Below are 23,974 nucleotides of genomic sequence, written 5' to 3' on the forward strand. Positions count from 1 at the left end.
ATTCAATTTCGCGAGAGACAACCCTCGAACCTCTCAGGAGTGACACCCCCGAACTTCGAAGACTCGGAGCCGCGCACCCGAACTCCAGACAACTCTCAGCGTCGCCTGAAGTAGCCGCGGTCGTCGCGCATCAACCGGTAGTCATGGGCCCGCGTCGGCCTTGCCCACAGTGCCTATTCGCCCCGGATATGCGAGAAGGGCTCCCCGTTGGACGGGGAGCCCTTCTCGGTGCGTTGTGGGCTATTCGCCTACCGCGCGGCGTTCGCGGGCGCCGGCGGCGCGCTGGCGGGTCGCACGGGCCTCGGCGGCGTCGAAGAGGTCGAGGTGCTCGAAGAACGGGTCCTCGTCGTCGGATTCGACCAGGACGGCGCGGCGCAACTGGGTGCGGGTCTCGTCGCGGTCGGGGCGGGGACGTTCGCGCGTGCGTCGCTCGTCCTCGGCGTCGGACTCGGTCTGCTGGCGGGACGCGCGCGCGGCGCGGCGGCGGCGGATGTCCTCCTCGAGGCGAACCTGCTTGCGTAGGTAGGCGAGGTAGGCGACCAGCACGATGCCGGACAGCGCGGAGAGCCACCACACGAGCGAGGAGATGGCCAGGCCGGAGGCGGCGAACAGCAGGATGGCGAGCACCAGGCCCAGGACCGCGCGCTGGCGGAAGGTGTAGCGGGCCGCGCGGGCGGCGGCGTCGGCCTCAGGGTCGAATCCGCCGCGTCCGCGCCGGGACGGCACGAAATCCTCGTCCTCGTCGTCGGATTCGAGTTCGGGTTCCGGATCCGGGTCACGCAGGGCGGGGGCGCGGGAGGCCCGCTTGCGGGGCTCGGCAGCGGCCGCGTCGACCACGGCGGCTTCCGGCTCAGCGTCGTCGGTCACTGCCGCGGCATCCACGGTCTCGGATTCTGTCTCATCCGTGGCGGTTTCGGGGTCGGTCTCGGATTCCGCTGCGGCGGGCTCGGATTCGGCGGCGTCCGCGTCCGCGTCGTCGGCGTCCTCCGGGTCGGTCGAATCCGTCTCGGGCTCCGGCAGTTCGGCGCTCACCGCGGCGACGACCTCGTCCTTCTCGGCTACGGCTGCTGCCGTCTCGGCCGCGACGGCGGCGGTGAGGGCTTCCGGTTCGGCGGGGCTGTCGTCCGATCTGGTCATCCGATCCTCCGGATCCTCGCTCGGGTGAAGCTTTCTGCGAACCGGCACGTAGTCCGGGTCGGTGTCATGTCCGGTCGCCGGACCTTTCCTGGTGCTTCGCTTGGCACCGCCGCGATGCAACACTCGTGTCGAGAGTGCGGCGTCGGTGTGCTGCCGGATGCGGGGATGGCGATTGGCCAGCATCGGGAAGAGCACGAAGACCCAGAGCACCACCAACCCGATCCACAAGATCGAATTCGGCATTGGCCCTTACACCTCCGTCCCGCCCTGTTGTCTGTCCCTTCTGATCGGAAAACAGACGCACCACCGACGTGCGTAGGTTAATTCCACGCCGTGGGTATTCCCCTCAGGCGCGCCGACCACACACGCAACACTAGTCACACGAATTCGGTCGCGAAAACTCTCACACGCCGCGCTCAGCGAGTTATCAGGCTTTGCTGGCGCGCCCCGCGCGAATCAGTCTGTCCACCACGGTCCCCGAAACCTCCTCGACCGTCATGCCGACCAGCAGGTGATCCCGCCACGCGCCGTCCACGTCGAGGTAGCGCTGCAGCATGCCCTCCTCGCGGAAACCGACATTGCGCAGAACCGCCTGACTGGCAAGGTTTTCCGGCCGCACGGTGGCCTCGACCCGATGCAGGCCCACCTCGCCGAAGCAGTGGTCCAGGCCCAGGGCCAGCGCCGCGGTGGCCACGCCCTGCCCGGCCAGCTCGCTCGACACCCAATAGCCGATCCACGCCGACCGCAGCGCGCCGCGCACGATATTGCCGACCGTGAGCTGACCGCTGAACTGGCCGTCCACCTCGATGACGAGCGGAATCATGGCGCCACGCCGCGCCTCGGCCTTCAACGCCGACCACAGCGCGGGCCAATTGCTGGAGTGGTTACGCGCCTCCCACGGGCCACGGCCGGTGGGCTCCCACTTCTCCAGATAATCCTTGTCCCGGACCCGGATCCGGCCCCACGCGGACGCGTCCCGCAGGCGGATCGGCCGCAGCGTGACCGTGCCCGCCGCGACCCGCACCGGACCCAGATGCGCCGGCCAGCCCGGATGCTGGGCCGAACGAAAGACGTTCATCTCCACGCCTCACCCACGCTGAGCCAGGAACGCGACCTGGACCTCGTCACCGGTACGCACCTCGGTGGTCTCGGGGTCGATCACGATGAGGCTGTTGGCCTCGGCCATGGTGGCCAGCAGATGTGAGGACGCCCCGTTCGGGCCGCCCAGCGGCTGCACCAGGTAGTCGCCGGTCTGCTCGTCGCGCATGAGCTGCGCGCGCAGATAGCCGCGGCGGCCCGGGATCGAGGCGATCGGCAGGATGGTGCGCGCCCGCACCATGCGTCGCATGGGGTGGCGGCGGCCCAGCGCGATCCGGATCAGCGGCCGCACCATGACCTCGAAAACCACCAGCGCGCCAACCGGATTCGCGGGTAGCAGGAAGGTCGGCACCTCGTCGCGGCCGAGCAGGCCGAAACCCTGCACCGACCCGGGATGCATGCCGACCCGGGTGATCTCCAGCTCGCCGAGCCCCTCGAGGGCCTCGCGCACCTGCTCCGACGCCCAGCCGCCGACCGCGCCCGCGATCACGACCACCTCGGAGCGGACCAGCTGGCCCTCCACCACGTCCCGCAGCCGCTTGGGATCGGCGCTGACGATGCCGACCCGGTTCACGTCCGCGCCCGCGTCGCGGGCGGCGGCGGCCAGGGCGTAGGAGTTCACGTCGTAGACCTGGCCGGGTCCGGGCGTGCGATCGATGTCGACCAGCTCGCCGCCCACCGACAGCACCGACAGCCGGGGCCGCGGATGCACCAGCACCTTGTCCTTGCCGACCGCGGCCAGCAGGCCCACCTGGGCCGGGCCGATGATGGTGCCGGCGCGCACCGCCAGATCACCGGGCTGCACGTCGTCGCCGATGCGGCGCACGTAGTCGCCGGAGCGGACCGCCTCGTAGACCTTGACCCGGGCGCGGCCGCCGTCGGTGTTCTCCAGCGGCAGCACGGCATCGGCGAGGGTCGGCAGCGGCGCGCCGGTGTCGACCCGCACGGTCTGGCGGGGCTGGAGGCGGATCGGCTGACGGGAACCGGCCGCCACCTCGCCCACCACCGGCAGGCTCAGGAGCACCGAATTGCCGTCCTCGTCACGGATATTCGCGCCCGCGCCGGCCACATCCACACTGCGCACGGCGTAGCCGTCGATCGCGGCCTGGTCGAAGCCCGGAAGGGGGCGCTCGGTGACCACATCCTCGGCGCACAGCAAACCCTGTGCCTCGCTGATCGCGACCCGGACCGGCCGTGGGGCCACGGCCGCGGCGGTCACCTTGATCTGCTGATCCTCAACCGAGCGCATGCCGCCCTTCCGTAGTCGCTCCCGTCCGTCGCCTCATTCGCATGTGGTCAGCTGCGGATTCCAGTCCGGACCGAGCCGCTGCTCGAGCCACTCGCGCAGGGCGGGACCGTATTCCTCGCGTTCCAGAGCGAAATCGACCGCAGCACGAAGATAACCGCCAGGGTTGCCCAGATCGTGCCGCGACCCACGATGCACCACGACATGAACCGGGTGGCCCTCCGCGATCAGCAGCGCGATGGCGTCGGTCAGCTGCAGTTCGCCGCCCGCGCCGGGAGTGATGCGGCGCAGCGCGTCGAAGATGGCGCGGTCCAACAGGTATCGCCCGGCCGCGGTGAAGGTGGAGGGCGCCTCGTGCACGGCGGGCTTCTCCACCATGCCGTTGACCTTGAGCACGTCGCACGGGCCGTCGGGCAATTCCTCGACGTCGAAGACGCCGTAGGCGCTGACCTCTTCCTTCGGCACGTCGATGGCGCACAGCACCGAACCGCCGTAGGTGTTCCGCACGTTCGCCATCAGCTCCAGCACGCCGCCGGGCAGCACCAGGTCATCGGGCAGCAGCACCGCGATGGCGGTCTCGTCGGCGTCGAGCACCGATTCCGCCTGCGCCACCGCGTGACCCAGGCCCAGCGGCTCCTCCTGCACCACCGAGGTGACGTCGAGCAGGGCGGGGGCCTTGCGCACCTTCTCCAGCAGATGGAACTTGCCGCGCTCGGCGAGGGTGCTCTCCAGCACCAGGTCCTCGACGAAATGCGCGACCACACCGTCTTTCCCGGGCGAGGTCACGATCACCAGCCGATTGGCGCCGGACTCCGCGGCCTCGGCGGCGACCAATTCGATGCCCGGGGTGTCGACCACCGGCAGCAACTCCTTGGGAACCGTCTTGGTCGCGGGCAGGAACCTGGTGCCGAGCCCGGCCGCGGGGACCACCGCGGTGCGGAAGCACGACTCGGTTCCGCCGCCAGTAGCTGTCATGAATTTCACCCTATCCATCCGTCATATGCCCGAGAGTGGCTCGTGGCCGCCTCGATATCCCCGAGAGCCTAAGGGGCGAGGACGGCAGGAGCGCACCGAACGCCGGACCGAGGGCGTTCTCACCGACCGACCCGTTCTTTTCATTTGGCGTTCGTCGCACTGTGACCTCCCTCGTACCCACTGGTTGTTGACTGACACCCATGACCGATCGTGAGGATTCCCACAACCCCGATTCCACGCCGGACAACCCCGACACACCTACTGTCAGCACCCCTGACACCAGCCGCGCGGTCAGCCGCCGCCGATTGTTCGGCGCCTCCGCCGCCGCGGGCCTGGCCGGACTGACCGTCGGCGCGGGCGGCGCGGTAGCACTGAAGAGCACCGGATCCAACGCCCCCGCCTGGCCCCGCTCCGCCGAACTCGTCACCACCCCCGACCGCGCCGCCGCGCCCCGCGTCTCCGGCCTGCACCTCCAGTTCGGGGCCGACGCGGCCCGCGAGGTCGTGGTCACCTGGCACACCCTCGGATCGGTCAACGCGCCGACCGTGCGCTACGGCACCGCCGACTCCGGATTCGGCACGACGGTTTCCGCGCAGACCCGCACCTACCGGGATGCCAAGTCCGGCATCGAGATCCAGGCCCATCACGCCCGGCTCACCGGCCTGTCCCCCGACACCGACTACGTCTACGCCGCCGGACACGACGGCGCGCCACCGGAACTGGGCACCATCCGCACCGCGCCCGCCGGGCGCGCCAAGTTCCGGTTCACCAGCTTCGGCGATCAGGGCACGCCCACCGTCGGCAAGATCGTCGACGGCAAGGCCGTCAACGACAATCTCGGCTCCCAGTACGCCGGCGACATCACCTCCGCGGTGGAATCGCTGGCCCCGCTGTTCAACCTGGTCAACGGCGACCTCTGCTACGCCAACCTGTCCCTCGACCGCATACGGACCTGGAACGACTGGTGGGCCAACAACTCTCGCTCGGCCCGCTACCGGCCCTGGATGCCCGCCCCCGGCAACCACGAGAACGAACTCGGCAACGGACCCATCGGCTACCAGGCGTTCCAGACCTACTTCACCGTCCCCGACGCCGGGAGCGAGGAACACGCCCGGGGCCTCTGGTACTCGTTCACCGTCGGTGGCATGCGGGTGATCGCGGTCGCCAACGACGACGTCTGCCTGCAGGACGGCGGCAACAGCTACGTCAAGGGCTACTCCGGCGGAGCCCAGAAGCGCTGGCTGGAAAGCGAACTGGCCAAGGCGCGCGCCGACCGGGGCATCGACTGGGTGGTGGTGTTCATGCACCAGGTCGCCATCTCCTCGGCCGACAAGGCCAATGGCGCGGACCTGGGCATCCGCACCGAATGGCTGCCGCTGTTCGACAAATACCAGGTCGACCTGGTGCTGTGCGGGCACGAACACCATTACGAGCGTTCGCATCCCGTGCGCGGGACGACCGGGTCCGAGACCCTCACGCCCAAGCCCGCCGGCACCCGCAAGGACCTCGTCGACACCGGCCAGGGCACCGTCCACCTGGTGATCGGCGGGGGCGGCACCTCGGTGCCGTCCAACCACCTGTTCTTCCCGGGCGACAAGTGCCGGGTCATCACCGCCGTCGGGAACGCGGATCCGGCGACCGGCAAGAAGGTTCCGGCGTACGTGCTCGAGGACGCGCCCTGGTCGGCGTTCAAGGACGCCGAACATCCTTACGGCTTCTGCGCTTTCGACGTCGACCCCGGCACGCCCGGCGGGAACACCACCATCAAGGGCACCTACTACGCCCTCACCGGGCCGACCAGCGAGCTGAAGGCCGTCGACACGTTCACCCTGACCCGGCCGCGCTCGGATCGCTGAACGCGGCGGGCGCGGATCGTCCGGGACGGCCGTCCTAGGGTGGAAGCGTGACGGACGAGCGGGACAAGACGGCGTGGCGCGCGGAGATCCTCGCGCGCCGCAAAGCCCTGCCCGCCGAGGTCCGCGAGCGCGAGGCCGCGGCGCTGGCCGCCGCGGCCGGAGGGCTCGCGGACAGCGGCTGGGTCTGCGCCTACGTGCCCGTGGGCGGAGAACCCGGCTCGGTGGCCCTGCTCGACGCGCTGCGGGCCGCCGGCGCCCGGGTGCTGCTGCCGGTCACCGGCGAACCCGGGCCGCTCACGTGGGCCGAATACACCGGGCCCGACGGGCTGCGCCGCGGCCGGTTCGGGCTGCGCGAACCGGACGGCGACCCGGTCGCGGACGGAATCTCGACGGCGTCGACGATTCTGGTTCCGGCGCTCGCGGTGGATCGGCGCGGAGTCAGATTGGGACGCGGGGCCGGTTATTACGATCGAAGTCTGAACGCCGCGCGCGCCGACGCGCGATTGATCGCCGTGGTGCGCGACGACGAACTCGTGGACCGTTTGCCGGAGGAGTCGCACGACCATCGAATGGGGTGGGCACTGACCCCGTTCGGCGGGCTGCGCCGCCTCGGAGATCGGGCCGGGAATTGACACCCGATTGGCAGCGTTGGCACTGCCAGCTGTAGAGTGCTAATTCGACGAAGAGCGTGGAGGTTTCCCGATGCCTACTTACTCGTATGCATGCACCGAGTGCGACAACAAGTTCGACATCGTGCAGTCCTTCTCCGATGACGCACTGACCACGTGTGACCGTTGCAACGGCAAGCTGCGCAAGCTGTTCAACTCGGTCGGCATCGTCTTCAAGGGCAGCGGCTTCTACCGCACCGACAGCCGCAACGGCTCCACCTCGTCCGAGCCGGCCAAGCCGTCGTCCTCTTCGTCGGACAACGGCGGCTCGAGCTCCACCGCGTCGAGCGCGACCACGTCGAGCACCTCGACCCCGTCGTCCAGCGGTTCCAGCACCTCCGCGGCCTGATCCCAGCTTTCTCCACAAGCTCTTCGTTATCCACAGCCCGGGTCCGGCCCGGGCGTGCCGGTGCCGGGGCGACCGTACGCTGCCCCCATGACGCGACCGTATCGAGCTTTCCTGCACGCGTTCCGTAGCCGCCTGACCTGGGCGGACTCGGTGCTACTGCGGCGGGCCGGGGCGGTCGCGTTGCTCATCGCGGCGGCCTTCCTGGCCGTACGCCCGGATCCATCCACAGACCGCATACCCGTGCTGGTCGCCGCGCGGGAGCTGCCGCCCGGGCAGGTGCTCGGCGACGGCGATCTGCGCACCGCCGACCGGGAGACCGCGACCCTGCCGGCCGGAGCCGTGCGCGACGCCGCGCGGGTGCGCGGGGCCACCCTCGCCGCCGCGCTGACGACCGGGGAGATCCTCACCGAGGTGCGGGTGCTGGGCCCGCGACTGGCCGCCGTGGCGGGCGGCTCCCCCGATGCGCGCATCGTCCCGATTCGCCTGGCGGACAACGCCGTTGCCGAGATCCTGCGCTCCGGCGACCGGGTCGACGTGGTGGCGGGCGAGGACACCGGCGGGACCGGCCGTCCCGCACGGCTATTGGCCGCCGACGCGGCCGTGGTGCTGGTCCCGCAGGCCGACGGCGCCCGCGGGCGCACGGACCGGGTGGTGCTGGTCGCTTTGGATTCCCGACGCGCCACCGTGGTGGCCGCCGCCTCGCTGCGAACGGCGCTCACGGTCGTGTTCCACTGAACCGGCGCATCGGTGAACTAGCATCGCCTCACATCCCCATAACTCTGCGTTCGATCCCTCAGGTGTAGAGGAGTTTCGACAATGCTCAAGGGTTTCAAAGATTTTCTGATGCGCGGCAATATCGTCGACCTGGCCGTGGCGGTCGTCATGGGCACGGCCTTCGTCGCGGTCGTCACCGCCTTCACCGACGGCATCGTGACACCACTGCTCGCGGTGTTCGGCGGCACCAATCAGCTCGGGCTGGGCTTCCAGCTGGTGGCCGACAAGCCCGCCACCTTCATCGCGATCGGGCCGATCATCACCGCGGGCATCGATTTCGTCATCATCGCGGCGCTGCTCTACTTTATCGTCGTCATCCCGGCCAACAAGGCCAAGAAGAGGTGGGGCGCCAAGGAGGACGACGCGCTCACCGACAACGAACTGCTGCGCGAGATCCGGGACCTGCTCGCGGAGCGCAGCGCGGGCGGGCGGCACGAGCTCTGACCCGCGGAGCGAACTCCCCTGCGCCACAACGCAGAACGGGCCCGGCGCGAAAAGCGCCGGGCCCGTTCGGATTACACCGGGGTGTGGATCAGCCGAGGCTGAAGGGCTGGCCCCACAGGGTGACCCAGCTGATCACGTTGTCGGTCTCGACCTCGACGCTCACGAAGGCGCGCGCCTGGGCGTAACCGCCACAGCCGTTCAGGCCGATGGTCTCGTCCGACCAGGTTACCGAACCGCTGGTGCCACTGAAAGCGTTGCGCTTCTTGTGGATTTCGTGACCGAAGTCGTCCGGCATCTCGAGGTCGAGGATGTAGAACGACTTGGCCTGACCCGGACCCAGGGTCAGGTTGGCGCCGGAGTTCACGCCGCCGGTCGGAGTGGCGTTGCCACTGCTGTCCCAGCTCGCACCGCCTTCAGCACCACCGCTGACGCCGCCGCCGTCGATGGTGACCTGGCAACCCACGACATAACCGGGGTAGATCTTGCCGCCGGTGGCGGTGGTGTCGCCGGAGATGTTGACCTGCGCCGACGCCGAGACCCAGGCGTTGCGGTGCACGGGGGTGGCACCCAGCGACGGGCTGATGTTGGCGGACTCGCCGACCAGCTTCACCGTGACCACGGTGCCGTCGGACAGGGTCTGGGTGAGCTCGCCGCCCGGCAGCGGCACGAAGGTGTCGGCATTGGCCGCACCGGTGGAGAACAGGCCAAGGGCCGCGGTGGCGACGGCACCGACACCGGCCACCCGCGCCATTGTCTTACGGATGTTCATATCTGGTTGTCCCTCAGATTTTGTTCGCTTGCGCGAGAAAGGATTTGGCGGGCGGAGACCACTTAGCCGATGCTGAACGGCTGGCCGTAGAGGGTGGTCTTGGAGTAGTGATCGCCGATGACCTCGACGACCGTGTACGCACGCGCCTGGGCGTAGCCCGCGCAGCCCTGGATCTGGATCTCGGCGTCCCGGTACTCGACCGAGTAGGTGCCAGCCTTGGTGATGTCCTTGTAGTCGATCTGGACGAACGCCACCTGGCCGGGGCCGAGGTTGACACCGATCGAACCACCGATGCTCGCGCTGTCGAGGTTGATGCTGCCGGAGACACCGGCGGAGATCGCGTCCTCACCGATGGAGATCTGGCAGCCGACGATGTAGCCGGTGTTGATCTGCGAGGTGCCGTGGGTGGACGAGTTGTTGCTGCCGGGGATACCGACCGGACCGTTGTTCGGACCGACTGTGCCCTCGGGGGTTTCGGTGACCACCGCGGAGGCGGCGCCGCTCACCCACACCACACGGCCGGCACCGTTGGCAGCGAGCGACGGCGACACGATGGCGTGCTCACCCGTCCGGGTAATGGTGACGGTGCCCGCCGGGTTCACCTTCTGGCCGTCCGGCAACGGCACGAAGGTGTCAGCGTTAGCGGCACCAGTGGAAAAAAGGCCGATGGCCACGGCCGCGGCCGCGCCGATGCCCGCAAAACGGGCCGCGGCACGCACACCGTGGGTGCGGTTCTCGCTCATACTTCCCCTCATCAGGTTCTTGCGATCAACCTCGACCACCGAGGTTGAAAAGGGACCCTTGCGGATTCCCCGGTTGAGTTTGTCGCCACATTGTTGCCACTGTGTTACTCGTTACAAATTCTTTTCTCGTAGCGACGCAGGGCACTTTACATCACAGCTGTGACCTCTGAGACGTGAGCGAACAGGATCGACCACTCGCCGACACAAACCCGCAGGTATGCAGAGAAAGTCGTGGATAGCAAAAGGGGCCCGGTGCTAATCGCACCGGGCCCCTTGGCATTCCGCTGAGCGGAAACTGATCAGCCGAGACTGAAGGGCTGACCCCACAGCGTGTAGGCGGTGATCACATGGTCGGTCTCGACCTGAACCGCGATGAACGAGCGCGCCTGCGCGTAGCCGCCGCAGCCGCTCAGGTTGATGGTCTCGTCCGACCACGTCACCGAACCGGAGTTACCCGAGAACTTGTTGCGCTTGTAGTGCGCCTCGCTGCCGTAATCGTCGGGCGCTTCCTGATCCAGGACGTAGAACGCCTGCGACTGGCCGGGGCCCAGGGTCAGGTTGCCGCCGACATTCGCGCCGGCCGACGGGCTCGAGCCGTCGTAGTTGGCGCCCGCGCTCGGGCCGCCGTTGGCGCCGCCGCCGGAGATGTTGACCTGGCAGCCGACCACGTAACCGGGGACGATCTTGCCGCCGGCATTGCCGTTGGTGCCCGACAGCTCGACGCGCGCGCTGCCCGAGACCCAGGCGTTGCGGTGCAGCGGGGTCGCGCCCAGCGACGGGTTGATATTGGCCGACTCGCCGGTCATGGAGATGGTGACGATGGTGCCGTCGTCCATGGTCTCGGTGATGGAGCCGCCCGGCAACGGCACGAAGGTGTCGGCATTGGCCGCACCCGTGGAGAACAGGCCCAGGGCGGCGGTGGCCACGGCGCCGATCCCGGCGGCCCGCGCCATGGTTTTGCGAACGTTCATGATGGTTTTCCCTCTAGGGTCGAATTCGCTTACGCGAGAGATGAATCGGGTGTCTGACCACACGTCAGCCGAGGCTGAACGGCTGCCCGTAGAGGGTGGTCTTCGAGTAGTGGTCACCGATGATCTCGACCACGGTGTAGGCGCGCGCCTGGGCGTAACCCGCGCAGCCCTGCACGTCGACCGGCACATCCTTGTAGTCGATGGAGTAGCGACCCGCGTCGAGGACGTCCTTGGAATTGATCTGGAGGAAGGTCACCTGGCCGGGGCCGAGGTTCAGACCGATGGAACCGCCGGCGTTCGCGCCGGTCAGGCTCACGCCGCCGGAGATGCCGGCGGAGATGGCGTTGTCGGCGATGTTCACCTGGCAGCCGATGATGTAGCCGGTGTTGACCTGCGACGCGCCATGCGTGGAGGAGTTGTTGGTGCCCGGACCGTTGGTCGGGCCGTTGTTCGGGCCGACCGTGCCCGCGGGGGTCTCGGTGACGTCGGCGACGACCTTGCCCGAGAGCCAGGCGGTGCGGCCCGCGCCGTTCGCCGACAGCGACGGCGAGATGACGGCATGCTCGCCGAGACGGTTGATGGTCACGCCCGCTCCGACCTTCTGACCGTCCGGCAACGGTACGAAGGTGTCGGCGTTGGCGGCGCCGGTCGACAGTAGGCCGAAAGCCACGGAGGCGGCTGCGCCGATGCCCGCGGCACGCGCGGTCCAACGCAAACCGGCAGTCCGGTTCTCGCTCATTGTTCCCTCATCAGTTTTTTTGCGGACAACCCCGACCACCGGGGTTGAAGAGGGCCCGCTACGGCACAGAACTCGGCTAGAGCAACTATCAAGCGCGCTGCTCATTTTCTATTCAGCCGTAGCTTTGTCGACCCGGAAGAGACTTTAGCCACAACAGCTACTGATTGGCAACAAAAAGATATAGGGCGCGTCAAATCACAGCCTCCGAGATAGGGCTAATTCTCGGCAGCCGTGATGTGAACGAGACTCAACCGTGATGGGGCGGCTTCTGCGCGCGCAGCCAATCATCGGAGGACTGAACGGAATCCGGCTCGGGAGTGCGCTCGTCCTTGGTCGTGGACGGCAGCTCGTCGCCGAAGACGCGCGCGAGCCGGGCGCGTTCGGCGGGTGTCAAACGACGAGACCCCGCCCGGCGCTCGGCCGGACGGGGCGACTCGGGTGAATCAGGTGTGTCGGCGTCGGTCATTCCGACAGACCGGACAGTTCATCGATGACCTTGCTCGCCAGCGGGCCCAGGGTGGCCATGCCATCCCGGACCGCGGCGCGCGAACCCGGCAGGTTCACCACCAGCGTGCTGCCGGACACCCCGGCCAGACCGCGCGACAGGCCCGCGTCCAGCGAACCCGAGGCCAGGCCCGACGCCCGCAGCGCCTCGCTGATCCCGGGCAGCACCCGGTCCAGCACCTCCTCGGTGGCCTCCGGCGTCACGTCACGCGGGGACATGCCGGTGCCGCCGACCGAGATGACCAGGTCGACACCACCGATCACCGCGGTATTGAGGGCATTGCGGATCTCCACCTCATCGGCCGACACCGACACCGAGGCGTCCACCAGGAACCCGGCCTCGGTGAGTAGCTCGGTGACCAGTGGACCCAGCGAGTCCACTCCGCCATGGGCGGTTCGATCGTCGACGACCACGACAAGAGCACGGCCCGCCACAGCGGCATCGATTTCCATGGTGCTCACCGTAGCGCCCTTGTCCGACAACAGCTCCCATCCCCCGTCGGAGGTGACACGGATCGCCGGTACCGGTTCCCTGCCATTGACACGGTTGCTCATCGTCCGCCCTCCGCGGCTGCTTCGCCGAGGGTGACCTCGACGGTCTTGGGGTTCTTGCCCTGGTCGTCGGTGTAGGTCACCTTGACCTTGTCGCCGGGCCGGTGCGAGCGCACCCCGGCGATCAGTGAATTGCCCGAGTCCACGATCTGGTCGTCGATCTTGGTGATGATCGCGTTCTTCGGGATGCCCGATTTGGCGGCCGGGCCGTCGGGCGACACGTCCATCACGCGCGCGCCGTTCACATCGTCCTGCGCCCGCACGGTCACACCGATCTGGGCGTAGGTGGCCTTGCCGTTCTTGATCAGCTCGTCGGCGACGCGGCGCGCGGTGTCCACCGGGATCGCGAAGCCCAGGCCGATCGAGCCGCTCTGCGCGCCCGCCGACTCGGCGGTGCCCATGGTGGCGATGGCGGTGTTGATGCCGACCAGCTTGCCGTTCATATCGACCAGCGCGCCGCCGGAATTGCCCGGGTTGATGGCCGCGTCGGTCTGGATGGCGTCGATGACCGTGCCCTGCGAACCCGGCTCGCCACTGGTGGAGACCGGGCGGTTCAGCGAGGAGACGATACCGCTGGTCACCGTGCCCGCCAGGCCCAGCGGCGAACCGATCGCCACCACGCCCTGACCCACCTGCAGATTGCCGGACTGACCCAGCTCGATCGGCTTCAGATCCGACTTGCCGGTCACCCGGATGACCGCGATGTCGGACACCGGGTCCGCGCCCACCACGGTGGCCGGGGCGGTCGAGCCGTCATTGAACGCCACATCCATCTTGGCGTTCTGGCCCGCGCCGCTGACCACGTGATTGTTGGTGAGGATCAGCCCGTCCGAGGACAGCACCACCCCGGAGCCCTCGCCCTCGGCCCGCGCGCCCGCGACCCGGATCATGACCACGCTGGCGAGCACCTTCTGCGCCACCGCCTGCACCGAACCCTCCGGCGCGGGCGCGGCCTTGCCATTGCCCGCGGGCTGATCGAGCGCATTGCTGACCGTGCCGTGATCGCTGCCGTGCGTGGCCAGCGCGCCCACCGCGCCACCGATACCGCCGCTGAGCAGCGCCAGCACGACCGCGCCCGCGACCAGACCGGTGCGGCCGGACCGCTTCGGCCCCGGTGCGCCGCCATACGCGAAACCCGGCGCACCAGGCACCCCGGGCCCACCCGGACCACCGGGCACGGCCGGAATCACCTGCGTCGGATGCGGACCCGCCGCGTACGCGGGAAGCTGCCCCGTCGAATACGCCGACTGCTGCCCCGTCACGTACGCGGGCTGCTGGCCCGTGGCGTAGGGCGACTGCCCCGCCCCGGCTGCGGGCTGCTGTCCCGTGGCGGGCGCGGGCTGCTGCCCGGCCGCGTACCCGGCCCCCGACGCCGCGTACGCCTGCCCGTAACCCCCGCCCGGAATCTCCCCGGCCGGCGGATTCCCACCGCCGTACTGCTGCGAATAAGGCTGTGCGCCACCGAAAGCCGCCCCATAGGCGAGGCCGCCCTGCGGCGCGCCGAAACCCGCCTGCGCCGCACCGGGCAGCACCTGGGTGGCCGGATCGACCGCACCCGAACCCGGTTGCCCCGCAACGCCGTACGCCGTTCCGGCCGGACCACCGAAGGCCGGTGCACCGGCGGGCGGCTGCGCGCCCGCGGCGGGCTGCTCGACCCGGGGATCGCCGCCCTGAGCCTGGGGGGCTCCGCCGGAGAACGATTGCGCCGCACCGAAACCGGGCGCGCCGGGCGTACCGGGAGCGCTCGACGCGGGACCCGCCGCGGGCGCTCCGGGATGGCCGGGCTGCGCCGGGGGCGGGAAGGCGCCGGGAGCCGGAGCCGAGCCCGAGCCGGCGGGCGCGAAGCCGTTGAAGGAGTCGGCGGCGGGAGCGCCCGCGGGATCGCGCTTCGGCAGGCCCGACGCGGTGGTGTCGGACCCGGCGGGCTGCCCGTCGGCGGGCCCGGAGGGTGCGCCGGCCGCGGCGGCGTTGTCGGCGGCCTGGCCTTCGGGCTCGGTGCCCCGCTGGTTCGAATCCTCGGTCATTTCTCGTTTTCTCCTCGAGTCTCGTCGCCAAGCCTGGCGGGAACGACTGAGAGTGGACTGAGACCGTGCTTGCTTTTCGCCGAGCTTTCCGGGTTCAGTTGTCCGCCTCGGCGGGCAGGGGCGGTGCGCTTTCTCCAGGCAGAACGATACGGATCAACGCGCCCCCTCGGTCGGAAGTGTCGATGTTGATGGTGCCACCGTGTTTGGTCACCACCTGCTTGACGATGGCCAGGCCGAGCCCGGAGCCGGGCATGGAGCGCGAGGCCGTGGTGCGGTAGAAGCGCTCGAACACCAGCTCGCGTTCGGCGGGCGGGATGCCGGGCCCGGCGTCGTCGACGGCGAACTCGAGCAGTCCGCGCCCGTTCTCGCGCATGGTGACGAACACCTGCGCGCCCTCCGGACTCCACTTGGCGGCATTGTCGAGGACATTGAGCAGGGCGCGTTCCAGGCCGGGTTCGTCGCCGTAGACGAACCAGGGCCGCAGCTGGGCCTCGAAGTCGATTCCGGTGCGCCGCCGCCGGACTCGCTCCAGCGCGCGTTCGGCGATCTCGCCGAGGTCGATGCGCTCGTACACGGTTTCCGGGGCGTCCTCGCGGGCCAGGTCGACCAGATCGCCGACCAGCGTGGACAACTCCTCGATCTGGGCCATCACGTCCGAGCGCAGTTCGGCCATGTCCTCGTCGGGGATGCGGGGCGCGCCCGGCCGCGAGGAGGCGATGAGCAGTTCCATATTGGTGCGCAAAGAGGTCAGTGGCGTCTTCAGCTCATGGCCGGCGTCGGCCACCAGGCGGCGCTGCCGTTCCCGGGATTCGCCGAGGGCGCGCAGCATGGTGTTGAAACTCTCGGTGAGCCGGGCCAGTTCGTCGTCGCCGGTGACCGGGATGGGGGTCAGGTCGTCGGTGCGGGCGATGCGTTCGGTGGCGGCGGTGAGCCGGGCGATGGGCCGCAACCCGGTGCGGCCCACGGTGGTTCCGGCCGCCGCGGCCACGATGACCCCGCAGCCGCCGACCACGAACAACAGCCAGGCCAGCCGGTCCAGGACTTCCTTGGTGGGTTGCAGCCGCTGCGACACCACCAGCGTGGACCCGGAGTGGGTGCGGCGGGCCAGCACCCGCTGATCGTCGACGGTGCGCAGCGAGAACCCGATCTCGCCGCGGGCCACCTGCCGTTCCTGATTGCCGATCGGCGGAATCGTGGTCTGCGGCGGCACGTACTGCGACTGGTCCGCGAACACCAGCGCCACCCCGACATCGCTGGAGTACAGCCCCGCGAACACCAGCGACTGGAAGCCGAGGCTGTCGAGGTTGTTGTCGATCATCACCGAGGCGCGGGCCCGCAGCTGCGAGTCCACGTCGGCGTACAGCGACCGGGCCACCATGGCGTAGGCGGCGATGGAGGTGAAGGCGACGGCGACGGCGACCACCGAGGCGGCCAGCAGCGTCACCCGCCAGCGCAGCGACACCGAACGGGTCAGCGGCATCGGCGGCCGAAGTCCGTCGTTCTCCGTCCGCGATCCGAGTCCGGCGACCGCCGTCCGCCGGGGAACCGTTCTACCCACGAGCGCCCTGCCTACGGAGGAGTCTCGCGCAGCACGTAGCCGACGCCGCGCACGGTGTGGATGAGCCGCGGCTCACCGTCGGCCTCGGTCTTGCGGCGCAGGTAGCCGATGTACACCTCGAGCGCGTTGCCGGAGGTGGGGAAGTCGTAGCCCCACACCTCCTCCAGGATGCGGCTGCGGGTGAGCACCCGGCGCGGGTTGGCCATCAGCATTTCCAGCAGCGAGAACTCGGTGCGGGTGAGGCTGATCGGGCGTTCGCCGCGGGTGACCTCGCGGGTGACGGGGTCGAGCGAGAGGTCGGCGAAGGACATGGCCTCGGAGGAGGCGTCGACCGGGTCGCCGGCGGTGCGGCGCAGCAGGGCGCGCAGCCGGGCCAGCAGTTCCTCCAGCGCGAAGGGCTTGGGTAGGTAGTCGTCGGCGCCGGCGTCCAGCCCGGCGACCCGCTCGGACACCGAATCCCGTGCGGTGAGTACCAGAATCGGCAGATCGTCGCCGGTGCTGCGCAGCCGGCGGCACACCTCGAGCCCGTCCAGCCGGGGCATCATGACGTCCAGGACCAGGGCGTCGGGTCGCTGACTGGCGGTCTTCTCCAGGGCGTCCAGACCGTCGACGGCGAGGTCGACGGTGTACCCGTTGAAGGTCAGCGAGCGACGCAGCGATTCACGAACCGCGCGGTCGTCGTCGACTACCAGAATGCGCATGGCCACCAGTCTGCCCACAACGACTGAGAGTCCACTGAGAAGGGCCCCTCCGACACGCCGGGGGGGTGAGGCAGATGACCTGCGTGTTTTACGAACGGCCGATGCTGAGTGGTTGCAGTGTCACCTAATTCGACGCGAAAGCCGTTGTGGCAAGCCCGCATTCGGAGGCTTATACACTACGTCCTCCGAATTGCCGTTACTCAGCTCACGCGGTATGTTGCAGGCCGGAAAAGAAGACCCTTAGTTGGTTCTGCGCGGGCTCGACCCCAAAGCCGTACAACCGCATACGTACCCGGGGGTCAATCGTGAAAGCGGAGGCGACGGAAGCGGGATGGAAGCAGCACCCCGGTCGTGGCAATTCAGCCTGTCCAACTGGCCCGTTACCCGCAAGGTCGGCATCGTGCTGGTGCTCCCGGTGCTTCTCGCCGCGACCTTCGCGGTACTGCGCATCAACAGCGAATTGCAGACCATCTCCAAACTGAGCGCGGCCTCGGAGCAGATGGACGTGCTCCGCCCCACGGTCAAATTCCTCACCAGCACCAATGAACTCGCGGTCGCCGCCATCGTCGGCGGCAACCAGGACGTGGACGCCGACCTCGACGCCGCCACCGCCAAGTTCGACCAGGCCCAGGCCGAACTGGAGACCGCGCTCAAGTCCTCCAACGCCGACCCCGGCGTCGTGAAGGAACTGAGCACCGCCATGGCGGTCGCGAAGACCATGCGCAACAGCCTGCGCACCAGCTCCCCCCAGACCATCGGCGATCAGGCCGACGAGGTGCAGACCCGGGCGCAGAACTCGCTCGCGGGCGCGCCCACCGTCGGCGACCTCCGGGTGCAGCAGTCCTTCCTGCAGTTCGGCGCCGCCCTGACCGCCTCGCGCCTGCTCACCCAGGAGCGCGTCATGCTCGCGGTGCCGGGCGCCGGCGCCAACCCCGCGCTGCGGACCAAGCTGCTCACCGCCATCGGCGCCGAGATCACCATGATCGAGGTGTACCGCGGCATGGCGCCGGAATCGGCGCAGAACGCGAACACGCTGAAGGACAATGCCGGCGCCCGCGTCGGCATCCTGATGCAGAACGTGCCCGACCCGGGCACCCTGCCCGCCATGCAGGACTCGCTGCGCGGCAGCGCGGACGCCTACGCCTCCGAGGTCGCGACCGTCGCGGGCACCATGGGCGCCAAGCTGTCCGAGCTCACCACCGAGGCGCGCAACAACGTGCTGCGTGACACCTCCATCGTGATCGGCATGCTGCTGGCCGGTCTCGCGCTGGCGCTGGTGGTGGCCCGCTCGCTGGTCGTGCCGGTCCGCCGCCTGCGGCGAGACGCCTTGCAGGTGGCCCACATCGACCTGCCGCAGGAACTCGAGGTGGTGCGCGCCGGCGGCGCGACCCCGGAGATCTCGCCGGTCGACGTGCACACCACCGAGGAGATCGGGCAGCTGGCCCGAGCCGTCGACGACATCCACTCCCAGGCGCTCCACCTGGCCGCCGAACAGGCGCGACTGCGCCTGCAGATCGGCAACATGTTCGAAACCCTCTCGCGCCGCAGCCAATCCCTCGTGGAGCAGCAGCTGTCGCTGATCGAGGAACTCGAGCGCGACGAGGACGACTCCGAGCGCCTGCAGTCGCTGTTCCGCCTCGACCACCTCGCCACCCGCATGCGCCGCAACGGCGACAACCTGCTCGTGCTGGCCGGAACCGCGCTGCGCCGTGGCCATCTCGCGCCGGTGCCGCTGTCGGACATGCTGTGGTCCTCGGTCTCCCAGGTGGAGGACTACCAGCGCGTCGAGATCGGCACCGTGCCCGACGGCATCGTGGCCGGTGAGCCCGCCGTCGACATCGAGCACCTGCTGGCCGAGCTGATCGACAACGCGCTGCGCTACTCCCCGCCCACCACGCCGGTCGCGGTGTCGGTGGCGCGCGCGGTGGACGGCGGCTACCTGATCGAGATCACCGACCGCGGCCTCGGCATGAACGCCGACGACCTGCAGGGCATCAACGACCGTCTGGCCTCCGGTGGCGAGGTCAATGTCGAGACCGCGCGCCGGATGGGTCTTTTCGTCGTCGGCCGCCTGGCCAAGCGGCACCACATCACGGTGAGCCTGCGCCGCACCTCCGCCATGGTGCAGCAGCCGGGCATCACCGCCAGCGTGCACCTGCCGGGCAGCCTGGTCTCGCCCGCGCCGGAACGCCTCGGCGACCCGACCGGTCAGTACCCGGTGGCCACGGCCCTGCCCATGCCGCCGTCGGCCCTGGCCTCCGGGCCGATCCCGGCCGCGGCCCTCGCCTCGGGCCCGATTCCGGCCGCCTCCGGACCGATTCCGCCGGCGCCGGGACAGATTCCGCCGCCCGTCGGACCGATCACCGGACCGAACCCGGTGGTCAACCCGCCGCGGCTGACGCCGGTGCCGAACCTGCCCGAACCCCCGACCGGCCGCTTCCCGACCACCAGTTCCGGCCTGCCGCAGCGCAAGCCCGGCACCGATACCGGTGAGCACCCGATCGTCCCCGCGTTCCCGGAACCGCCGCAGCCGCAGGCCGATCGCTTCTCCGACGGATTCACCGACGCCTTCTCCCCCGACGACGCCCGGGCCTACGGCGCGAGCGCCGTCCGGCCCGAACCCGCGGCGTCGCAGGGGCCCGCCCCCATGAGCTTCTGGGGCGAGGCCGCCGAGTCCGCGGAATCGGCCGAGCACAGCACGGTTTCCGAGCAGGCCGCCGGGTCCGAGCCGGACACCGAGGAATCGGCCGGTTACGTGCCGGAGCCGATCGCCCCGGCCGCGGAAACGGTCGCCCCGCTCCCCCAGCGGGTCGCGCCCCAGCAGGTCACGCCGATGCCGCAGCGGGTCGCCCAGGTGCCCGAGCGCCTCGTTCCGGCGCCCGAGCCCGTCGCGCAGGCGCCCGAGCCCTTCACCCCGGCGCCCGAGCCCTTCACGCCGCCGGCACGGGAGACCTTCACTCCGACCGCGCCGATCACCAACACCCGCAACGGCGGCTACGTCGAGAACCCCAACGGCCCGGACACCGGCAGCTACTTCGGCAACGGTTTCAGCGCCTTCGGCGACAACGACCGCCCCACGCTCCCGCCCACCGCCGGCCCCGGCAGCGTGAGCGTCGGCGACATCGGCGAAGCCGCTGTTCGAGGCGGCGACAACGCTATTCGCGGCAATGACGCCGCGCGCGGCAACGAGGCCGCACCCGCCGGATCGCGTCCGGCCGCGCCGCAGACCGGCCTGCGTCCGGTCGAGGGTGCTCCGACCCCGATCTACCAGCGCATGGTCTCCGAGTGGCTGGTGGAACCGGCCGACGGGCAGCAGACCGGCGCCGCCTGGTCGTCGACTTCGGACGTCGGCTGGGCCGCGGCCGAGGACGCGGCCAACCCGACCACAAACAGTCGTACCGAAGGCGGCCTGCCGATTCGGCGGCCCGGCGCCCAGCTGGTGCCGGGCGCGGTGGCCCAGGAGGACGACGGTACCGGCCGTGACCCGGAAGAGATCCGCAACAGCCTCAGCAGGCATCTCAGCGGCGTCCACTCCGGGCGGGTCGACTCCCAGTACAACGACGGAGGGCATGCATGACCGACACCCAGAGCACCACAACGGATGAGAATCTGAACTGGCTGGTCACCCGCTTCACCAAGGAGGTGCCCGGGGTCTCGCACGCCGTGCTGGTCTCCGCGGACGGTCTGCTGCAGGCCACCAGCCCGCACCTGCCGTCCGACCGCGGTGAGCAGCTGGCCGCGGTGACGGCCGGTCTGGCCAGCCTGTCCGCCGGCGCCGCACAGCTTTTCGAGGGCGGCAAGGTGATGCAGTCCATCGTGGAGATGCAGCGCGGCTACCTGCTGGTCATGAGTGTCGGCAATGGCTCGCACCTGGCGGTGCTGGCCAACAAGCAGCACGACATCGGCCGCATCGGCTACGAGATGGCCCTCCTGGTCGACCGGGTCGGCTCCGTCGTCTCGGCCACCGCCCGCACTGCCTAGATGAGTCGAACACTGCCTAGATGAGCCGCAAATGACCAATCCTCATGGCGGTGGCGGTAACCGGCCACCGACCACCCGAGTTCGCCCCTACGCCTTGACCTCCGGCCGTACCGAGCCGGCGGTCGAGCTACCGCTGGAAGCGGTCGTCGAAACCCTGTCCTACACCGCCCACTTCGACTGGCCCGCCGGCGACGTGCGCACCGAGATCCTGCGGCTGGGCACGGCCCGGCTCTCGGTCGCCGAGATCGCGGCGCACCTGGGCCGTCCGCTGGGCATGGTCCGGGTCGTCATCGGCGATCTGGTGGTCGCCGGAACCCTGCGTGTGCATTCGACTTTGAGCGATCAGGCGACCTTCGACGAGCGCCGCTCCCTGATGGAGAGGACCCTGCATGGACTCCGCGCCCTATAACGGCGGAGGCTACCCCGCCGGCCCGCACGGGGGGCCGGCGTACACGACCGGGCAGTTCCCGAACCCGGGGCTGCAGTACCCGCCGCGGCCGGGCGAGGAGTCGCGCACCGCGTCGACCAAGATCGTCGTGGCGGGCGGATTCGGCGCGGGCAAGACCACCTTCGTCGGCGCGGTCTCCGAGATCGTGCCGCTGCGCACCGAGGCCATGGTGACCGGCTACTCGGACGGGGTCGACGACCTCGCCGCCACGCCCGGCAAGGAAACCACCACCGTGGCCATGGATTTCGGGCGCATCATCCTGCCCGGCAACCTGGTGCTGTACCTGTTCGGCACGCCCGGGCAGCGGCGGTTCTGGTTCATGTGGGACGACCTGATCAAGGGCGCCATCGGCGCGGTCGTGCTGGTCGACACCCGCCGCATCGAGGACAGCTTCGCGGCCGTGGACTTCTTCGAGGCCAAGTCGCTGCCGTTCCTGATCGCGGTCAACCGCTTCCCGGACGCGCCACGCTTCCCGGTCGCCGAACTGCGCGAGGCGCTCAGCGTCCGCGAGGGCGTGCCGATCGTGGACATCGACGCGCGTGACCCGGTCGAGGTGCGGCGGTCGCTGGCCGCGGTCACCGAATACGCGATCGAACGGCTGACGGTGGCGCAGCGCGAAACCGCGCAGCGCGGCTGACGTTCGCCCATCCGGGTTCGGGCTTACGAAGGACAGAGGTGTCTGGATGATCTACTTCTCGATGGGCTACTGGGTGCTCGCGCTGGCGGTGATCGTGTCGTTCGCGGGTGCGGCCTGCGGGCTGGCGTGCATTCGGCAGTCCACCAAGTCGGTGACCCAGAAGTTCCGGATCGTATGGCTCTTCGTGGCGGCGGTGTCGATCGGCGGCGTCGGGGTCGCGATGCCGGTGTTCGTCTCCATGCTCGGTTTCGACGTGCGCGGCACCCAGCTGCGCTACGACAACCTGTCGATCACGCTGTTCTCGGTGCTGTCGGCGATCACCGTGTTCCTGGCGCTGCTGATCACCGGCAAGACGCTGGTGTGGTGGCGGCTGCTGGTCGCGGCGGCCGTGATGGCCTTCGGGATCGGCGACGTGCACCAGCTGCTGCTGGGCGCCATCCGGATCCAGGGCACCGCGGACCGCGGCCTGGTGTCCACCGTCGCGGTGTACGCGATCGCGTTCGTGCTGTCCGCGCTGACCCTGTGGTTCAGCCTGTGGGTCGGTTCGGTGCCGATGGTGCTGGCCGGCGCGGTGGTGTACGCGGTCCTGGTGACCAGCATGCATTACGCCGGACTGACCGGCCTGCAGGTGCACGTGGACCCGAACGCGCCCGCGCCGCAGGGGAACGTGCTGTTCACCTTCTTCGTGCCGTTCTTCATCATCGGCACGCTGTCGCTGGCGATTCCGATCACCGCCATCCTGGTCGCCCCGGATCGGCGCGAAGCCCGCGCCCCGATGGCGACCCCCGATCCGGCGGTCGCGCACAGCACGTCGCTGCAGGCGGCCTCGCAGCACGCCGCGTCGCAGCAGCAGGGTGCGCGCCGGCCGGAATCGGCGCTCTGACCCGCACTAGCGCGGCACGTCCCGGGGATCCAGCAGACCGAACAGCTCGCCCTGGGGCGCGGCCATGATGGCCATCCGGCCGAATGGTCCGTCGGTGGCGGACATGAGGACGGTCGCGCCCAGTTCCACGGCGCGGGTGAGGCCGGAATCGATGTCCTCGGACTGGAACCAGGTCAGCCAGTAGGGCTGGGCGGGGGCGACGCCGTTCACGCTGTCGTCGTTGATGCCGCCGACCGAGCCGGTCCCGCCGGGCGGGGTGAAGGTGGCGTATCGCGTTGTCTCGTCGTCGAATTCGGCGAAGGCGAAGCCGAAGACCGCCGCGTAGAACGACTTCGCGGCCTCGAAATCGCCGGTGTGCAAGTCGTTCCAGACGTAGGCGCCGTGCTCGTTGTACACCGCCGCGCCGTCGTGGGCGCGGGCCTCCCACACCGCGAAAGGCGCGCCGGCGGCGTCGGCGGCCACGAACATGCGGCCGAACTCCATCACGTCGAAGGCGGGCACCAGCAGGCGGCCGCCCGCCGCGGTCACCTGCCGCGCGCAGGCGTCGGCGTCGGGCACGGCGAAGTACGTGGTCCACACCGAGGGCACCCCGGCCTCGGGTTTGGGCCCGATGCCAGCCACCGCGCGGCCGTCCCGCAGCGCCATCAGGTAGCCGCCCGACTCCTCCCCGCCGCCTTGCATGTCCCAGCCGAACAGTCCGGCGTAGAACTCGCCGGCCTTTTCCGGATCGTCGACCTGACAGTCGACCCAACACGGTGTTCCGGGCGGCCACGCCTCGTCGCGTACAGGCATTTACGAATCTCCGTTCTCGCTCATCAGTGACGCACCTCACAAAGCGCCCCCAGTCAACCACTCTCGATCGATCGCCGCGATGGTTCGGATTCGGCTCCCGGCGGCGCCGCCGTCGAATTACAGTG

24 protein-coding genes are annotated in these 23,974 nt (G+C 69.6%); 10 read left to right on the forward strand and 14 right to left on the reverse strand.

Going from position 1 to position 23,974, the window contains the following annotated elements; genetic code table 11:
• Positions 1 to 240: 240 nt before the first annotated feature.
• From sepX to ACQP06_RS31525, 4 genes are all read right to left on the reverse strand, one after another.
• Positions 241 to 1,380, reverse strand: coding sequence for a divisome protein SepX/GlpR (sepX, locus tag ACQP06_RS31510; protein WP_433668484.1), 1,140 nt, complete (start codon positions 1,378 to 1,380; stop codon positions 241 to 243).
• Between the two features lie 184 nt (positions 1,381 to 1,564).
• Positions 1,565 to 2,215 (reverse strand): GNAT family N-acetyltransferase, encoded by a 651-nt coding sequence (locus ACQP06_RS31515; protein WP_357092247.1) that lies wholly within the window; start codon positions 2,213 to 2,215, stop codon positions 1,565 to 1,567.
• 9 nt (positions 2,216 to 2,224) lie between these two features.
• Entirely contained in the window at positions 2,225 to 3,484 is a 1,260-nt protein-coding gene (glp, locus tag ACQP06_RS31520; protein ID WP_357280640.1) for a molybdotransferase-like divisome protein Glp, read from the reverse strand.
• 33 nt (positions 3,485 to 3,517) lie between these two features.
• Positions 3,518 to 4,456: a UTP--glucose-1-phosphate uridylyltransferase gene (locus ACQP06_RS31525; protein WP_357280643.1), complete on the reverse strand. Its 939-nt coding sequence runs from the start codon at positions 4,454 to 4,456 to the stop codon at positions 3,518 to 3,520.
• A 200-nt stretch (positions 4,457 to 4,656) separates the two neighbouring features.
• Here ACQP06_RS31525 and ACQP06_RS31530 point away from each other — a divergent pair, with 200 nt between their 5' ends.
• The 5 genes from ACQP06_RS31530 (at position 4,657) to mscL (ending at position 8,547) form a co-directional block, all read left to right on the forward strand.
• On the forward strand, positions 4,657 to 6,312 hold the full coding sequence (locus ACQP06_RS31530) for a purple acid phosphatase family protein (RefSeq protein ID WP_433668487.1): 1,656 nt from the start codon (positions 4,657 to 4,659) through the stop codon (positions 6,310 to 6,312).
• A gap of 47 nt (positions 6,313 to 6,359) precedes the next feature.
• Positions 6,360 to 6,944 carry a 5-formyltetrahydrofolate cyclo-ligase gene (locus tag ACQP06_RS31535; RefSeq protein ID WP_433668489.1) on the forward strand — a complete coding sequence of 195 codons (585 nt, stop codon included), beginning with the start codon at positions 6,360 to 6,362 and terminating at the stop codon, positions 6,942 to 6,944.
• Between the two features lie 70 nt (positions 6,945 to 7,014).
• Positions 7,015 to 7,329, forward strand: a complete 315-nt coding sequence (locus ACQP06_RS31540; RefSeq protein ID WP_433668490.1) for an FmdB family zinc ribbon protein — start codon at positions 7,015 to 7,017, stop codon at positions 7,327 to 7,329.
• An 87-nt stretch (positions 7,330 to 7,416) separates the two neighbouring features.
• Positions 7,417 to 8,064 (forward strand): SAF domain-containing protein, encoded by a 648-nt coding sequence (locus ACQP06_RS31545; RefSeq protein ID WP_433668491.1) that lies wholly within the window; start codon positions 7,417 to 7,419, stop codon positions 8,062 to 8,064.
• Positions 8,065 to 8,145: 81 nt separating this feature from the next.
• The gene (mscL, locus tag ACQP06_RS31550; protein WP_433668493.1) at positions 8,146 to 8,547 is read left to right on the forward strand and encodes a large conductance mechanosensitive channel protein MscL; all 402 of its coding nucleotides are present in this window, start codon (positions 8,146 to 8,148) and stop codon (positions 8,545 to 8,547) included.
• An 88-nt stretch (positions 8,548 to 8,635) separates the two neighbouring features.
• Here mscL and ACQP06_RS31555 read toward each other — a convergent pair whose 3' ends face one another.
• From ACQP06_RS31555 to ACQP06_RS31595, 9 genes are all read right to left on the reverse strand, one after another.
• Positions 8,636 to 9,316 (reverse strand): MspA family porin, encoded by a 681-nt coding sequence (locus tag ACQP06_RS31555; protein WP_379092729.1) that lies wholly within the window; start codon positions 9,314 to 9,316, stop codon positions 8,636 to 8,638.
• A gap of 62 nt (positions 9,317 to 9,378) precedes the next feature.
• The gene (locus ACQP06_RS31560; RefSeq protein ID WP_379280686.1) at positions 9,379 to 10,059 is read right to left on the reverse strand and encodes an MspA family porin; all 681 of its coding nucleotides are present in this window, start codon (positions 10,057 to 10,059) and stop codon (positions 9,379 to 9,381) included.
• 299 nt (positions 10,060 to 10,358) lie between these two features.
• Positions 10,359 to 11,030, reverse strand: coding sequence for an MspA family porin (locus tag ACQP06_RS31565; RefSeq protein WP_433668496.1), 672 nt, complete (start codon positions 11,028 to 11,030; stop codon positions 10,359 to 10,361).
• Positions 11,031 to 11,094: 64 nt separating this feature from the next.
• A complete protein-coding gene (locus ACQP06_RS31570; protein ID WP_379279415.1) occupies positions 11,095 to 11,769 on the reverse strand; it encodes an MspA family porin in 675 nt (224 codons plus the stop codon).
• A 247-nt stretch (positions 11,770 to 12,016) separates the two neighbouring features.
• Complete coding sequence (locus ACQP06_RS31575; RefSeq protein WP_379092717.1) at positions 12,017 to 12,235, reverse strand: hypothetical protein; 219 nt, start codon at positions 12,233 to 12,235, stop codon at positions 12,017 to 12,019.
• The gene (locus ACQP06_RS31580) at positions 12,232 to 12,726 is read right to left on the reverse strand and encodes a MogA/MoaB family molybdenum cofactor biosynthesis protein (protein WP_357280873.1); all 495 of its coding nucleotides are present in this window, start codon (positions 12,724 to 12,726) and stop codon (positions 12,232 to 12,234) included. Before ACQP06_RS31580 ends, ACQP06_RS31575 begins: the two co-directional genes overlap by 4 nt.
• Before the next feature lie 98 nt (positions 12,727 to 12,824).
• A complete protein-coding gene (locus tag ACQP06_RS31585; RefSeq protein WP_433673489.1) occupies positions 12,825 to 14,231 on the reverse strand; it encodes a S1C family serine protease in 1,407 nt (468 codons plus the stop codon).
• 712 nt (positions 14,232 to 14,943) lie between these two features.
• Positions 14,944 to 16,329, reverse strand: a complete 1,386-nt coding sequence (locus ACQP06_RS31590; RefSeq protein WP_357280877.1) for a HAMP domain-containing sensor histidine kinase — start codon at positions 16,327 to 16,329, stop codon at positions 14,944 to 14,946.
• A gap of 89 nt (positions 16,330 to 16,418) precedes the next feature.
• Entirely contained in the window at positions 16,419 to 17,108 is a 690-nt protein-coding gene (locus ACQP06_RS31595) for a response regulator transcription factor (protein ID WP_357092281.1), read from the reverse strand.
• A gap of 331 nt (positions 17,109 to 17,439) precedes the next feature.
• On the opposite strand from ACQP06_RS31595, the gene ACQP06_RS31600 reads away from it, so the two are divergent.
• Genes ACQP06_RS31600 through ACQP06_RS31620 form a run of 5 tightly spaced genes read left to right on the forward strand, consistent with a single transcriptional unit; the run spans position 17,440 to position 23,057 of the window.
• The gene (locus ACQP06_RS31600; RefSeq protein WP_433668499.1) at positions 17,440 to 20,685 is read left to right on the forward strand and encodes an ATP-binding protein; all 3,246 of its coding nucleotides are present in this window, start codon (positions 17,440 to 17,442) and stop codon (positions 20,683 to 20,685) included.
• The gene (locus ACQP06_RS31605) at positions 20,682 to 21,089 is read left to right on the forward strand and encodes a roadblock/LC7 domain-containing protein (protein ID WP_213559341.1); all 408 of its coding nucleotides are present in this window, start codon (positions 20,682 to 20,684) and stop codon (positions 21,087 to 21,089) included. The genes ACQP06_RS31600 and ACQP06_RS31605 overlap by 4 nt, the downstream gene beginning before the upstream one ends.
• A 31-nt stretch (positions 21,090 to 21,120) precedes the next feature.
• On the forward strand, positions 21,121 to 21,498 hold the full coding sequence (locus tag ACQP06_RS31610) for a DUF742 domain-containing protein (RefSeq protein WP_357092287.1): 378 nt from the start codon (positions 21,121 to 21,123) through the stop codon (positions 21,496 to 21,498).
• Positions 21,479 to 22,174 carry a GTP-binding protein gene (locus tag ACQP06_RS31615; protein ID WP_433668500.1) on the forward strand — a complete coding sequence of 232 codons (696 nt, stop codon included), beginning with the start codon at positions 21,479 to 21,481 and terminating at the stop codon, positions 22,172 to 22,174. Before ACQP06_RS31610 ends, ACQP06_RS31615 begins: the two co-directional genes overlap by 20 nt.
• A 46-nt stretch (positions 22,175 to 22,220) precedes the next feature.
• Positions 22,221 to 23,057, forward strand: a complete 837-nt coding sequence (locus ACQP06_RS31620; RefSeq protein WP_433668502.1) for an MHYT domain-containing protein — start codon at positions 22,221 to 22,223, stop codon at positions 23,055 to 23,057.
• Positions 23,058 to 23,063: 6 nt separating this feature from the next.
• On the opposite strand, the gene ACQP06_RS31625 is transcribed toward ACQP06_RS31620, so the two are convergent.
• A complete protein-coding gene (locus ACQP06_RS31625) occupies positions 23,064 to 23,849 on the reverse strand; it encodes a VOC family protein (protein ID WP_433668504.1) in 786 nt (261 codons plus the stop codon).
• Between the last annotated feature and the right edge of the window lie 125 nt (positions 23,850 to 23,974).

Source organism: Nocardia sp. CA-136227, from assembly GCF_050955695.1.
Lineage (GTDB): Bacteria > Actinomycetota > Actinomycetes > Mycobacteriales > Mycobacteriaceae > Nocardia.

Bases quoted from the DNA above. Each gene is read 5' to 3' on its own strand.
- ACQP06_RS31615 (WP_433668500.1), top strand. From the start codon at position 21,479: ATGGACTCCGCGCCCTATAACGGCGGAGGCTACCCCGCCGGCCCGCAC.
- sepX (WP_433668484.1), bottom strand. From the start codon at position 1,380: ATGCCGAATTCGATCTTGTGGATCGGGTTGGTGGTGCTCTGGGTCTTC.
- ACQP06_RS31575 (WP_379092717.1), bottom strand. From the start codon at position 12,235: ATGACCGACGCCGACACACCTGATTCACCCGAGTCGCCCCGTCCGGCC.
- glp (WP_357280640.1), bottom strand. From the start codon at position 3,484: ATGCGCTCGGTTGAGGATCAGCAGATCAAGGTGACCGCCGCGGCCGTG.
- ACQP06_RS31625 (WP_433668504.1), bottom strand. From the start codon at position 23,849: ATGCCTGTACGCGACGAGGCGTGGCCGCCCGGAACACCGTGTTGGGTC.
- ACQP06_RS31545 (WP_433668491.1), top strand. From the start codon at position 7,417: ATGACGCGACCGTATCGAGCTTTCCTGCACGCGTTCCGTAGCCGCCTG.
- ACQP06_RS31620 (WP_433668502.1), top strand. From the start codon at position 22,221: ATGATCTACTTCTCGATGGGCTACTGGGTGCTCGCGCTGGCGGTGATC.
- ACQP06_RS31565 (WP_433668496.1), bottom strand. From the start codon at position 11,030: ATGAACGTTCGCAAAACCATGGCGCGGGCCGCCGGGATCGGCGCCGTG.
- ACQP06_RS31580 (WP_357280873.1), bottom strand. From the start codon at position 12,726: ATGGAAATCGATGCCGCTGTGGCGGGCCGTGCTCTTGTCGTGGTCGTC.
- ACQP06_RS31515 (WP_357092247.1), bottom strand. From the start codon at position 2,215: ATGAACGTCTTTCGTTCGGCCCAGCATCCGGGCTGGCCGGCGCATCTG.
- ACQP06_RS31530 (WP_433668487.1), top strand. From the start codon at position 4,657: ATGACCGATCGTGAGGATTCCCACAACCCCGATTCCACGCCGGACAAC.
- ACQP06_RS31555 (WP_379092729.1), bottom strand. From the start codon at position 9,316: ATGAACATCCGTAAGACAATGGCGCGGGTGGCCGGTGTCGGTGCCGTC.
- ACQP06_RS31525 (WP_357280643.1), bottom strand. From the start codon at position 4,456: ATGACAGCTACTGGCGGCGGAACCGAGTCGTGCTTCCGCACCGCGGTG.
- ACQP06_RS31600 (WP_433668499.1), top strand. From the start codon at position 17,440: ATGGAAGCAGCACCCCGGTCGTGGCAATTCAGCCTGTCCAACTGGCCC.
- mscL (WP_433668493.1), top strand. From the start codon at position 8,146: ATGCTCAAGGGTTTCAAAGATTTTCTGATGCGCGGCAATATCGTCGAC.
- ACQP06_RS31570 (WP_379279415.1), bottom strand. From the start codon at position 11,769: ATGAGCGAGAACCGGACTGCCGGTTTGCGTTGGACCGCGCGTGCCGCG.
- ACQP06_RS31560 (WP_379280686.1), bottom strand. From the start codon at position 10,059: ATGAGCGAGAACCGCACCCACGGTGTGCGTGCCGCGGCCCGTTTTGCG.
- ACQP06_RS31590 (WP_357280877.1), bottom strand. From the start codon at position 16,329: ATGCCGCTGACCCGTTCGGTGTCGCTGCGCTGGCGGGTGACGCTGCTG.
- ACQP06_RS31605 (WP_213559341.1), top strand. From the start codon at position 20,682: ATGACCGACACCCAGAGCACCACAACGGATGAGAATCTGAACTGGCTG.
- ACQP06_RS31595 (WP_357092281.1), bottom strand. From the start codon at position 17,108: ATGCGCATTCTGGTAGTCGACGACGACCGCGCGGTTCGTGAATCGCTG.
- ACQP06_RS31610 (WP_357092287.1), top strand. From the start codon at position 21,121: ATGACCAATCCTCATGGCGGTGGCGGTAACCGGCCACCGACCACCCGA.
- ACQP06_RS31540 (WP_433668490.1), top strand. From the start codon at position 7,015: ATGCCTACTTACTCGTATGCATGCACCGAGTGCGACAACAAGTTCGAC.